Origin of the sequence: Uliginosibacterium sp. TH139, assembly GCF_002855595.1 — a bacterium.
In the GTDB taxonomy this organism is placed as follows: domain Bacteria; phylum Pseudomonadota; class Gammaproteobacteria; order Burkholderiales; family Rhodocyclaceae; genus Uliginosibacterium; species Uliginosibacterium aquaticum.
Window position 1 is genome coordinate 156,870 of sequence record NZ_PKRR01000006.1, and the last position, 12,445, is coordinate 169,314.

A 12,445-nucleotide genomic window follows, 5' to 3' on the forward strand; every position below is an offset into this window, starting at 1 on the left:
GCGCTTTTGCAAGTACTGCTTTGTTCCACTCCTCTTCCGCCCCCGAACTTAAAGAAGGCAGCCCATCATGCGTACATACACTTTGAAACCCCTCACGCTCGCAATCATTGCCATGCTGGCTTCTGGCCAGCTGCATGCGCAGCAGACCTCTGAGCTCAGCAAGATCACCGTGACCGGCGAGGGCGACAAGCTCGGCACCGGCCTGCTGGTCGATGAAGACAGCCCCAAGGCCAAGAGCACCGTGACCAAGGCACAGCTGGACAAGACCCGCTCCAGCTCTAACGCCTTCCAGGACCTGAATCTGCTGCCGGGTGTGAATGCTTCCAGCACGGATCCCACCGGCATGTCGGGCGGCAATCTCCGCGTGCGTGGTTTTAACAGTGACCAGATGGGCTTCACCGTTGATGGTGCTCCGGTGAATGACTCGGGCAACTTCGCGGTCTATCCGCAGGAGCTCACCGACAAGGAAAACATGTGTGACCTCTTCGTTACGCAGGGGGGCACCGATGCCGAAGCGCCGCACGTGGGCGCATCGGGCGGCAATATCGGCATGAACAGCTGTGGGCCGACCAAAGAGATGCGTTTGCGTGTCGCGCAATCGTTTGGCCAACTCGATTACCTGCGCAGCTATGTGCGCGTGGATACCGGTGAAATCGGCAAGTTCAAGGGCTATCTCTCCTACTCCAAGTCCAGCGTCGACAAGTGGAAAGGGGAGGGCGAGAACAACCGGCAACACATCGATAGCAAGCTCGAGTATGACCTTGGCAAAGGCTCGCGCTTGTCCATGGGCATGCTGGCCAACGAGCTGATGAACCACAACTATCGCAGCATGACGCTGGCCGAAATCGAAGCGGAAGGTTACAAGGCCGATTACAGCGGCGACATGCCCAAGCACGTGACGCCGGTGAATGGCACGGCGCAAACCGAGAGCGCAGGCTCGGTTAACTACTACGACTACGCTCGCAACCCCTTCAAGAACTACCTGCTCACGCCCAAAGCCAATCTGCAGGTGGGCGAGCGCACCCGTCTGGATATCGAGCCTTACTACTGGTACGGCTACGGCGGCTCGACCTACCCGACCACCATCACCGAATCGAAGAGCAGCAGCAATGTGCACGGTGGGGTGTCCGACATCAACGGCGATACCGATGTGCGCGACCGGGTGCTGGTGCTGACCGGCTCGATGACCGAAACCAACCGCCCCGGCATCAACGTCAAGGCTACCCACGATCTGGATAACCACAAGATCACCACCGGTCTATGGTTTGAGCGCGCACGTCACCGTCAGACTCGTCCCGCCACCTATGTGGACAACAGCGGCACGGTGCTGGACTGGTGGCTTGATGACAGCGACGCGCTGATCAAGTATCAGGATGGCAATCCGTATCAGGCGCGTGACTGGCTCACCATCTCGACGGGCAAGAGTGCTTTCCTGCAAGACACCATCGACCTGATGGACAGCCGCCTGCAAATCACGCCTTCCGTGACCTACAAGGTGCTTCAGCGCGATTTCCGCAACTTCTCCAACAACGGCACCGCCTCCACCTCCGCGACCTCGGCTGCCGGTAATGGCTATCTGGATTACCGGGTGGTCGAAAAGTATCAGCAGGTGCAGCCGGGCCTGGGTACTTCGTTCAACATTACCGACAAGGTGCAGACCTTCTTCGGTGTGGCCAACAACTTCCGTGCGCCGAGCAACTCCGACTACGCCAACCTGATCAGGACTTACTCCGGAAACACCATCACCAGCATGTATGACGTACCGGTGAAGCAGGAAAAGTCCACCAACTACGATCTCGGTACGCGCTTCAAGGGCGACTGGGGCAAGGCTTCCGTTACGGCTTTCTTTGTTGATTTCCGTGACCGGATCGCCTCCAGCTACGACCCGACCCAGGGCTACAGCCACTCGTGGAACGTTGGGGATTCGACCACTCACGGCCTAGAACTGGAAGGTGGTTCCGCGCCCTATCATGGCTTCAGCGTGTATGGCTCATTCAGCTACACCCTCTCGAAGATGAAGGAGAACATGCCTTCCGGCAGCACGACTTACTACGCCACCGCCGGCAAGCAGTTCCCCGATACGCCGAAGTATCTGGCCTCGCTCTCTCTGCAATACGCCTATGGCCCGTACATGGCCAACCTGGCGGCCAAGTACACCGGTGAGCGTTACCTGACCCTTGTGAATGACGTGTCCATCCCGAGCTACACCCTGCTGGATCTGAACACGGCCTGGAGCATGCCCTTCAACGGCGTGTGGGGCTTCAAGAACCCGACCCTGCGTTTCAACATCAGCAACCTGACCAACAAGAAGTACTACGTTGCCAATGCCGGCAGCGGCTCCAACGTCACGATCTCCAACGACGTCGCCGCACCGAAGGTCTATACCGGCGCAGGCCGCTTTGCCAGCATGACTTTCCAGGTCGATTACTGATCGAACCGAACCGCAACATCAGGAAACCGAATCATGAACTTCAATCTTCTGCATGAAATAGTCCTCGCCGCGATGGTGGTCCTGCTGGCGCTTGCCGTGGCGGTGATCATCGAGCGCTTCATCTACTACAGCTTCGTCGAGCGTACCCGCAAGCGTCTGGGCAAGGCGCTGGCCAGTGGCGATTCGTCCGCCATCGAAGCGGCGGTGGGTGCAGCGCGCACGCCCCATGGCCGCATCATGGCCGGAGTGTTGGCCTTTGCCGGCGCCTCCAAGGATCAGTTCGAAAACAAGGTCCAGGCGCTCTACCTGCAGCAACAGAGCAGCGTGAAACGACTGTTGTGGGTGATCGACACCACGATCACGCTGTCTCCGCTGCTGGGTTTGCTGGGCACCATCCTGGGCATCATCGACACCTTCAACGCGCTGGCCACGCAAGGGGTGTCCGATCCGCAGGCGGTCAGTCAGGGGATCGGCACCGCCCTGTTTGCCACCGCGGCGGGGATCGGCATTGCGGTGTTCTGCCTGGTGTTCCACAACTATTTCAACGAGCGTGTGGAGCGCATCAACGAGCAGCTCAAGGTGGTGGCGCTGGAGCAGGCCGGTGCCATGGGGGGTGAAGAAATGGAGGTCCGTGGCGGTCGCGAGCCCGCCCGGATTCAACCCAAGGCCGTTGCCGCCTGATCCTGGAGAATGTGATGAATGCGAGACTGCTGCGTCCCTTGTGTCTGTTGATCGCCACCCTGGGCTCCAGTGCGGCGCTGGCCTGGAATTCCGCTGGCCATCAGGCCGTGGGCGCCATTGCCGACCGCCTGCTGGAAGGGAGTTATGCCGGCCAGATGGTCCGCCAGACTCTGGGGGGCATGAGCCTGGAAACCGCCGCGGTGTGGGCCGATTGTGTGAAGGGCACGTCCTCGAAGGATGGCGTGAATTTCACCTATACGGCCAATCCGCAGCGCTTCACCGAGTGCATCCCCTTCAACACGCCTGAGCAGCAGGCTCGCATCATCGCCTTCGTCAAGGCCAACTGGACCCAGTGCGGTACGGCACAGGGCAACGAGTGGTGCCACAGCCAGTATCACTACACGGATGTCGCGCCGCAACGCGAGCGTTACGACCGCAAGTTCGCCGGCACCAGCGATCACGATGTCGTACATGCCATCCCGGCCATGCTGGCGGTGCTCAAAGGCCAGACGCCGCCGGCTCCGTTCCAGATTGCAGACGCCCGCGAGGCGCTGATGCTCTTGAGCCACTACGTGGGCGATCTGCACCAGCCTTTGCATGTTGAGTCGATCTATCTGGGCGCGGATGGCAAGCCGGTCGATCCGGACGAGCATGGCCTGGATCACGCCAGCGAAACCGCCGGTGGCAATTTGATTTTTGATGGCAGCAAACGTTTTCATGCGTTCTGGGACGACATCCCCCTGAACCTGGCCGTGCAGGGCGAGGGCTTTGCCGGAATGCTGGCGCGGGCGCGCCAGGTGACCACCCCTGTGGGAGACGCCAGTGGCTGGGCACAGGCCTGGGCGACCGAGCTGGTGCAGACCGGCAAGGCGGTGTACGCGCCGCTGAGTTACACGCCGCGTCCCGCGCAAGCCAATAGCTCTTCCGCCGCCGGCTGGTCGGCCAGCGGGATGACAGATGCGTATCGCAAGCAGGCTGACCAGCTCAAGCAGGCGCAGCTGGCTCTGGCCGGTGCCCGGCTGGCGAAAATGCTTCAGGCCGTGTGGCCCGAGCCCAGCAGCATGGGGCCGCACAAGGCCGGCGTGAGTGTGCGCCTGATTGCATTCAACGATTTTCACGGCAATCTGGAGCCGGGCAGTCTGAGCCTGGCCTGGACCGATCCGCTGCAGCCCGAGACGCGCGCGCGCATTCCGGTCGGTGGTGCTGCTGCGCTGGCTGGAATGATCAAGGCCCTGCGCAGTGAAGTGCCAGCCAGCCTGGTGCTCGAAACCGGTGATCTGGTGGGCGGCTCACCCTTGGTGTCGACCCTGTTCCGGCATGAAAACACCATCGCCCTGATGAATGACATGGGGGTGGATGTCGGGGTGCTCGGCAATCACGAGTTCGACGCCGGCATCAAGGAACTCAAGCGTCTGGAGAAAGGTGGTTGTGCTGCCAGTGCGCCGGATTCGATGACCAGCTCCTGCGCCGAGGGCGCGTATACCGGCATGAAATTCAGCCTGCTCGGTGCCAACGTGCGTGACGCCCGCAGCGGCAAGGCCTTGTTCGCGCCCTATACGATCCGCAAGGTGAAGGGCATTCCGGTGGCCTTCATTGGTGCGGTGACGCGCGAAACCCCCAGCGTGGTGGTGCGCTCCTCGATTGCAGGCCTGCGTTTCGACGACGAAGCCAACACCCTTAACCGCACCGCACGGCTGCTGCGCAAGAACGGCATCAAGGCCATCGTGGCCATGGTGCATGAGGGGGGCGAAATTGGCAGTGAAGAAAAACCGGCTGACTGGAATGACGCGAGCTGCCCGCAGGCCAAGGGGGCGATCTTCGAGATCGCCAAGCGCACCACGCAGGATATCGATGTGATCTTCTCGGCGCATACCCACCAGGGCTACCGCTGCGTAATCGATGGGCGTCCGGTGATGCAGGCGGTCAATTATGGCCGTGGCGTGTCGGTAGTCGATCTGGTGCTGGATCCGAAAACCCATGATGTGGATCGCCAGCGCACCGTGAGTGCCAATCTGCCCGTGGTGGGAGAGCGCACGACCTTGCTGCAGCGCCTGCAACTGGCGCGGGTGACCGCCCCGGCTTTCAGCGGCGCACTGCTCAACGCCCAGCCGGACCCGGCTATCGCTGCCCGGGTGGAGGCCTTCGTGCAGCAGGCCGCGCCGAGGGCGCAGCGGCCGGTGGCACGGGTGACGGCTTCCTTTGTGCGTGGTGAAACCCGCAGCGACAGCACGGTGGGCCGGCTGATAGCCGATGCGCAACTGGCTGCCGCCCGCCCGGAAGACAAGGGCGCCGCGCAGATCGCCTTCCTCAACGAAGGTGGCATTCGCTCGGATCTGCTGTGCAAGGAGGCCAATGGCTGCACCGTGGGCTTTGGGCAGATCTTCGCCATGCAGCCCTTTGGTAACAACCTGGTGGTGATGACGCTGACTGGCGCACAGATCAAGACGGCGCTGGAAATGCAGTGGCCCGCCGGTGCAAGCAAGCCGCGCTTCCTGCAACCCTCGGCTGGTTTCAGCTATGTCTGGCACGACGATGCTCCGCTGGGCAGCCGGGTCAGCGACATCCTGCTTGAGGGGCTGCCGCTGGAAATGACTAGGGAATATCGGGTGGTGGTGAACAACTTCCTCTCGGAAGGGGGCGATGGCTTCCTGGTGTTCCGCGACGGGCGCAATCGGCAGGCTGGTGGCCAGGATATCGACGCCTTGCTCGACTACATGAAGCCCAGTCTCGCGGCAGACGGTAAGGCTTTTGCGCCAGACGCCCAGGTGCGCGGCAAACGCATGCCTTGATTTGAAAAGGGCCGGGTTCTCCGGCTCGCCAGAATGACCAGGCCGGTTTGTGTTCCTGCCCTTGCCGGGCGGGAAGGGCTTTCTGCGCCTGAAAATCGGATCAAAGGGGCCACAGAGCCTCGAGAACATGCGTCGGTTGACGGTCCGCGTGGCGGGCCGGGCCGGCAAAGAGCATTCACTCTCAACCCCGGGGAAGTCAGATGGTCAAGTTAAAACAGCAGTATCCCGCGCTATCGGCGATGGTCGCCGGCGCGTTCGCTCTGGGCCTTGCGGCCTGTGGTGGTGGTGGCACCAGCAGTTCGGAGAGTGCCGTCGCCAGTGGCAGCAGCGCAGGCAGCTCCGGTGCGAGCAGCAGCGCCGCTGCCTCGTCGGCCAGCAGCACCAGCGCTTCGAGCGCGTCCAGCGTCGCCTTGCCGGCCTGTGCCACGCCCACTAATCCTCTGCAGGCCATCACCGCTGTGCAGGGCAGCACCGACACCAGCCCGCTGGCCGGGCAGGCCGTGGCGGTGCGCGGGGTGGTCACCGCCATCTTCCAGGCCGATACGCAACTGAAGGGCTTCTTCATCCAGCAGCCGGTGGCCGATGCGGATCCCTTGACCTCCGAAGGGCTCTTTATTTACGCCCCCAGTGCAGCCACTGTGGCCGTGGGCGATTACGTGCAGGTTGAAGGCAGCGTTCTGGAGTACAAGTCCAGCAGCGATACGCGCGCACTGACCGAGATCAGCGCGCCGACCGCCATCAGCGTGTGTGGCAATGGGCTCTCCATCGCGCCTGTTGCCCTGAGCCTGCCGCTGACCAGCGCTGATGCAATGGAAGCCTATGAAGGCATGCTGGTGAAGTTCGAGCAGACCCTGACCGTGACCGACGTATCCGACCTCGGCCATTACGGTTCGGTACAGCTCTCCAGCGGCCGCCTGTGGGAGCCCTACAACCATCCGAGCCTGAGTGCCAGCGCGGCCACCAGCGCCAACGCCCTGAATCGCATGATTCTCGACGATGGCAGTACCAAGGCCTACCCGAATCCAATCCCCTATCTCAGCGCGAGCGACACCAGCGGTACGCGCCGCGTGGGGGATACGGTGGCGGGCGTCGCCGGTGCGCTCACCTGGAGCTCCAACGCCTGGCGTGTGCATCCCTCGGCCGCTCCTGCATTCGTTGCCAGCAATCCGCGCAGCACCGCACCGGCGAGTGTGGGTGGCACGCTGAAAGCCGCGCATTACAACCTGGAGAATTTCTTCACCACCCTGGGCTCGCGCGGGGCCGTTTCGTCGGGCGATTTCACCCGCCAGCGCGCCAAGCTGGTGGAGGCCATCGCCGGGATTGATGCCGATGTCCTGGCCCTGATCGAAACGCAGAACGACGCGGGCTATTCGCTGGATAATCTGGTCACCGCCCTGAATGCCAAGATGGGCGCAGGCACCTACCGCTATGTCGATGCCGGCATCGCCGGGGACGATGAAATCACCTCGGCCATGATCTACAAACCCGCCAAGGTCAGCCCGGTAGGCAATGCGCAGATCATCACTGACAGCAACTTCGCGGTCTCCGGGGGGATTCGCCCATCGATCGCGCAGCGCTTCGCGGCGCTGAGTAATGGCGGCATGTTCTGGATGGTGGCCAACCACCTCAAGAGCAAGGGTTCCTGCCCGAGCAGCAGCTCCAGCGTTGAAGCAGATTACGGTCAGGGCTGCTGGAATGCTTCGCGGGTGACTCAGGCCAAGGCCTTGCGTGACTGGGTGGCTTCGCTGGTGAGCAGCTCCGGCGAGAGCGATGTGCTGATGATGGGCGACTTCAATGCCTATCTGAATGAAGATCCGCTGGCGGTGCTGGAAAGTGCCGGCTACGAGGCCGTGCTGCGTCGTTTGCCTGCCGAGCAGCGTTACAGCTACCAGTTCGACGGCACCACCGGCGCACTGGATCACGCCTTTGCCAGCAGCAGCCTGAAGGCGCAGCTCAGCGGTATCAGCGTCTGGCACATCAACTCAGAAGAGCCGGAGATCATCGACTACACCACCGCGAGCAAGACGGATGACCGCTATGCGGTGAGCCCGTATCGCGGCTCGGATCATGATCCGGTGGTGGTGGGGCTGACTCTCGGTGCCGATGCGGCGGTGGCTGCGACCACGCTGAGCGCCAGCGTGCCGAGTACCGGCACGGCGGGCACGGCGGTCAGCATCACGAATCTCTCTGCCAGTAATGGCAGCAGCCTGAGCGTGAGTTGGGGGGATGGCACGACGGAAAGCCTGGCCACCACGGTGACGGGCGCAAGCCATACCTATGCCGCAGCGGGCAGCTACTCGATCACCCTGACGCTCACTGGCAGCGGTTTGCCGGCCAAGCGCATCAGCACGATCAAGATCAGCGCAGCCAGCACGGGTGGCACGACGAGCGGACCGGACCTGTTCTTCAGCGAGTACATCGAGGGCACCAGCAACAACAAGGCGCTTGAGATCTACAACCCGCTCTCGAGCAGCGTCGATCTGTCGGCCTATACCGTTCGCATGTATGCCAACGGCGGTACGACTGCGACCAACTCGCTGACGCTCAGCGGTAGCCTCGCCGCAGGCGGGACGCTGATCATCCGCCACCCGAGCTTCACAACCACCTACACCTTCCCGGCCAGCGCGATCAGCAGCAGCGTGACCAACTTCAATGGTGATGATGCGGTGACCCTGGAGAAGAGCGGGGCGGTGATCGACGGTATCGGCGTCTTGGGTGTGGATCCTGGCGTGTCGTGGACCAGCGGTAGCGTCGCGACCCAGGACAAGACCCTGCGCCGCAAGGCCGGCGTCACACAGGGCAGCATTCCTGGCACGAGCTGGGATGTGGCCGCCGAATGGGATGTGTATGACGTCGACAGCTTTGGCGGTCTGGGGGCGCGCTGAAGGGTGAGCCGGGCTGGATCGGGAAGCGAAGGCCCGATCCAGCCACGGACGCTGTTCAGAAACTCTCCGGAAAGCCTGATTGGACGCTCGCTGAAACAGGGCAGAGAGCGCTTTTTATCCGGTGCGGGCCGCAAGGCGCGCACCGGTTTTTTTTATGTGCCGCCGCTGGCGCAGAGCGCGGCCCGCCTCGTCAGCGCCCGCGGGCTTAGTGTTCGTAGATCCAGCGCAGCGTGGCTTCCACCGTGTTCTCGGCGGCGGGGGCGCGGGGGTGATTCAGCAACAGCGCAAACGCCTGCCAATTGCCGCTGGCATCCTGCACATAGCCGGCCGCGCTCTTCACACCATCGAGGGTGCCGGTTTTCACATAACCACGTCCGGCCAGCGGGCTGTCGACGAGGCGCGTGCGCATGGTGCCGTCCTTGCCAATCACCGGTTGGGCCATCAGGAATTCGGGCATGCGCGGGCTTTTCCACGCGGCGCGCAAGAGTGCGCCGAGCTGGGCAGCCGTTGTGCGCTCCACGCGCGAGAGGCCGCTGCCGTTCTCCAGTACCCATTGCGCTGGATCCAGCCCCTGCCCGGGCATCCAGGCCTGCAGACGGGCGATGCCCTTCTCGGGCGTGAGCGCGCCGCCACCGTCATTGCCAAGCGCCAGCAACATCTGACGGGCCATCACGTTGTTGGACCACTTGTTCATGTCGCGCAGCACTTCCGGCAGCGTGGGGGATTCCCAGCTGGAAAAGGCTGTGATGGCTGCCGGTACGCTGCCACGCTGAACTTCACCGAACCAACTGCCGCCGAGCTCCTGCCACTGGGCGCGGATCACGAGGCTGGCCCAGCGCAGGCTGTCGTCCACTTTGAGGTTGAGCTGGCGTTCGCCGCAGCTCTGGGCGAGGCGGCCTTCCAGGGTGAGCACGAGGCCCTTGCCTTCCGGTGTGAAGGCGCCGCGCAGGCCGCTGCGCCAGTCACCGCAGGCGCCCGGAGTACTCTTCAGGTGATTCACGATGCGCAGCGGCGTGGCTGGGGTGAGCGGCGCGACCTCGACCGGCGTATTCGGAGTGCCGGCCGTCAGGCGCAGGCTCAGGGCGCCGAAATTCACCAGAAAGGCATCCGGCTGGGCGTTGTAGGCGCGGTGCTGGGCTTCGTCGAAAGGCGCGCCGGGCGGGGTGGTGGCGAAGAGGCTGGTGTCGATCACGATGTTGCCGCGGATCTGGCGCAGGCCGCGGCTTCGCCAGTCGCGCAGCCACTGGCCGAGGCGATCCCAGGTGAGCGCAGGATCCCCGCTGCCAGCGATCAGCACATCACCCTCGAGCACGCCTTCGCGCAGCACTCCGCGCAGGCTGGCCTGGGTTTTCCAGGTGTGGGCCGGGCCGAGCAGGTCCAGCGCAGCGTAGCTGGTCAGCAGCTTCATGACCGAGGCCGGGTTCATCAGCTGCTTGGCATTGTGCTGCACGCTGGCTGCGCCACCCGCGGCGGGAGCAATCCACAGGCTGACGGATTCAGGAGGCAGGCCGGCCTCGCGTGCGGCGCGGGCAAGGGGCTCGGGCAGGGCGGCCTGGCTGGCCAGCGAGAGGCTGGCCAGCAGGCCCAGGGCAACATGACGGATGCTTTTCATGGGCGCATTGTAAAGGCCCAGCCCGGCTGCCCACGCGCTTCAATTGCGCGCCCGGCTCAGCCTAGCGCGCGGGCGTGGAACTGCAGGTGCTCGTCGATGAAGCTGGCGATGAAGAAGTAGCTGTGATCGTAGCCGGCTTGCAGACGCAGGCTGAGCGGGTAGCCGGCGGCCCGGGCTGCCGCTTGCAGGGCTTCGGGCTTGAGCTGGGCTTCGAGGAAGTTGTCGCGATCCCCTTGGTCGACCAGCAGCGGCAAGCGCTCTTCGGCCTGGGCGATGAGCAGGCTGGCATCCCATTCACGCCAGGTGCTGCGATCCTCTCCCAGATAGCGGCTGAACGCCTTCTCACCCCAGGGGCAGGCGGTGGGCTGGCTGATCGGGGCAAAGGCCGAGATGGAGCGGTAGCGTCCCGGATTGCGCAATGCTGCGACGAGTGCGCCGTGCCCGCCCATCGAGTGGCCGGAAATGCTGCGCGCATCGGAGGCCGGGAAGCTGGCTTCGATTAGCGCCGGCAGCTCATGCACCACATAGTCGTGCATGCGGTAGTGGGTGTTCCACGGGGCCTGAGTGGCGTTCAGATAAAAGCCCGCGCCGTGGCCGAAATCCCAGGCACCGTCCGGATCGCCCGGCACATACATGCCGCGCGGGCTGGTGTCCGGCGCCACGACGATGATCCCCAGTTCGGCGGCCATGCGCAGCGCGCCGGCCTTCTGCATGAAGTTTTCATCTGTGCAGGTGAGGCCGGAGAGCCAGTAGAGCACGGGCAGCGGCTTGCCCAGTTCAGCCTGTGGCGGCAGGTAGATGGCGAACACCATGTCGCAGGCGAGGGTGCTCGAGCGATGGCGGTAGCGCTTGTGCCAGCCGCCGAAGCTCTTGTTGCAGGCGATGTTTTCGAGGCTCATGGCGCGGCGCTCAGAAGTGGATCACGGTGCGGATGCTCTTGCCTTCATGCATCAGGTGGAAGGCTTCGTTGATCTCGGCGAGCGGCATGTTGTGGGTGATGAACACGTCCAGCGGAATCTCGCCGCTCTGGGCCTTTTTCACATAGCTGGGCAATTCGGTGCGGCCCTTCACGCCGCCGAAGGCCGAGCCGCGCCAGACGCGGCCAGTCACCAGCTGGAAGGGGCGGGTGGCGATTTCCTGCCCGGCACCGGCGACGCCGATGATGGTCGATTCGCCCCAGCCCTTGTGGCAGCACTCCAGCGCCGCGCGCATCAGCTTCACATTGCCGACGCACTCGAAGGAGTAATCCACGCCGCCGTCGGTCATCTCGACGATGACATCCTGGATCGGGCGTTCGAAATCCTTGGGATTGACGAAATCGGTGGCGCCGAGCTGCTTCGCGATTTCGAACTTGGCCGGGTTGATGTCCACTGCGATGATGCGGCTGGCTTTCGCCATGCTTGCGCCGATGATGGCCGCGAGACCGATGCCGCCGAGGCCGAAGATCGCGACGGTCGAGCCTTCGGTAACCTTGGCGGTGTTCAGCACCGCGCCGATGCCGGTGGTGACGCCGCAGCCGAGCAGGCAGACCTTCTCCAGCGGCGCTTCCGGCGGGATCTTCGCCAGCGAGATCTCGGGCAGCACGGTGTATTCCGAGAAGGTGGAGCAGCCCATGTAGTGGTAGATCGGCTGGCCCTGGTAGGAGAAGCGCGTCGTGCCGTCTGGCATCAGGCCCTTGCCCTGAGTGGCGCGCACCGCCTGGCAGAGATTGGTTTTGCCGGATGTGCAGAACTTGCACTGGCGGCATTCGGCTGTGTAGAGCGGAATCACGTGGTCGCCCACGGCCAGCGAGGTGACGCCTTCGCCCACCGCTTCGACAATGCCGCCGCCTTCGTGGCCGAGAATGGCCGGGAAAATGCCTTCCGGATCATCGCCCGAGAGCGTGAAAGCATCGGTATGGCACACGCCGGTCGCCACGATGCGCACGCGCACTTCACCCTTCTGTGGCGGAGCAACATCCACCTCGACGATCTTCAGGGCTTCACCGGCGGCAAAGGCAACCGCGGCACGGGACTTGATAGTGGTGGCGGACATGGGGCGTCTCCTT

General features: G+C 63.6%; 7 protein-coding genes. 4 read left to right on the top strand and 3 right to left on the bottom strand.

Annotated elements, in window-relative coordinates:
• Positions 1-67: 67 nt before the first annotated feature.
• The 4 genes from C0V76_RS14720 to C0V76_RS14735 all read left to right on the top strand — a co-directional run bounded on the left by C0V76_RS14720 (position 68) and on the right by C0V76_RS14735 (position 8,786).
• Positions 68-2,431: a TonB-dependent receptor gene (locus C0V76_RS14720; protein ID WP_101943369.1), complete on the top strand. Its 2,364-nt coding sequence runs from the start codon at positions 68-70 to the stop codon at positions 2,429-2,431.
• Between the two features lie 33 nt (positions 2,432-2,464).
• The gene (locus C0V76_RS14725; RefSeq protein ID WP_101943370.1) at positions 2,465-3,112 is read left to right on the top strand and encodes a MotA/TolQ/ExbB proton channel family protein; all 648 of its coding nucleotides are present in this window, start codon (positions 2,465-2,467) and stop codon (positions 3,110-3,112) included.
• Positions 3,113-3,126: 14 nt separating this feature from the next.
• The gene (locus C0V76_RS14730) at positions 3,127-5,901 is read left to right on the top strand and encodes a S1/P1 nuclease (protein WP_101943371.1); all 2,775 of its coding nucleotides are present in this window, start codon (positions 3,127-3,129) and stop codon (positions 5,899-5,901) included.
• Between the two features lie 200 nt (positions 5,902-6,101).
• A complete protein-coding gene (locus tag C0V76_RS14735) occupies positions 6,102-8,786 on the top strand; it encodes an ExeM/NucH family extracellular endonuclease (RefSeq protein ID WP_143707437.1) in 2,685 nt (894 codons plus the stop codon).
• A gap of 205 nt (positions 8,787-8,991) precedes the next feature.
• Here C0V76_RS14735 and dacB read toward each other — a convergent pair whose 3' ends face one another.
• Genes dacB through C0V76_RS14750 form a run of 3 tightly spaced genes read right to left on the bottom strand, consistent with a single transcriptional unit; the run spans position 8,992 to position 12,432 of the window.
• Positions 8,992-10,398 (bottom strand): D-alanyl-D-alanine carboxypeptidase/D-alanyl-D-alanine-endopeptidase, encoded by a 1,407-nt coding sequence (gene dacB / locus C0V76_RS14740; RefSeq protein ID WP_101943373.1) that lies wholly within the window; start codon positions 10,396-10,398, stop codon positions 8,992-8,994.
• 56 nt (positions 10,399-10,454) lie between these two features.
• The gene (gene fghA, locus C0V76_RS14745; RefSeq protein WP_101943374.1) at positions 10,455-11,297 is read right to left on the bottom strand and encodes an S-formylglutathione hydrolase; all 843 of its coding nucleotides are present in this window, start codon (positions 11,295-11,297) and stop codon (positions 10,455-10,457) included.
• 10 nt (positions 11,298-11,307) lie between these two features.
• Positions 11,308-12,432, bottom strand: coding sequence for an S-(hydroxymethyl)glutathione dehydrogenase/class III alcohol dehydrogenase (locus tag C0V76_RS14750; RefSeq protein WP_101943375.1), 1,125 nt, complete (start codon positions 12,430-12,432; stop codon positions 11,308-11,310).
• Positions 12,433-12,445: the final 13 nt, after the last annotated feature.

Excerpts from the sequence above, each read along its gene's own strand:
- fghA (WP_101943374.1), bottom strand. The coding sequence starts at position 11,297 with ATGAGCCTCGAAAACATCGCCTGCAACAAGAGCTTCGGCGGCTGGCAC.
- dacB (WP_101943373.1), bottom strand. The coding sequence starts at position 10,398 with ATGAAAAGCATCCGTCATGTTGCCCTGGGCCTGCTGGCCAGCCTCTCG.
- C0V76_RS14735 (WP_143707437.1), top strand. The coding sequence starts at position 6,102 with ATGGTCAAGTTAAAACAGCAGTATCCCGCGCTATCGGCGATGGTCGCC.
- C0V76_RS14750 (WP_101943375.1), bottom strand. The coding sequence starts at position 12,432 with ATGTCCGCCACCACTATCAAGTCCCGTGCCGCGGTTGCCTTTGCCGCC.
- C0V76_RS14730 (WP_101943371.1), top strand. The coding sequence starts at position 3,127 with ATGAATGCGAGACTGCTGCGTCCCTTGTGTCTGTTGATCGCCACCCTG.
- C0V76_RS14720 (WP_101943369.1), top strand. The coding sequence starts at position 68 with ATGCGTACATACACTTTGAAACCCCTCACGCTCGCAATCATTGCCATG.
- C0V76_RS14725 (WP_101943370.1), top strand. The coding sequence starts at position 2,465 with ATGAACTTCAATCTTCTGCATGAAATAGTCCTCGCCGCGATGGTGGTC.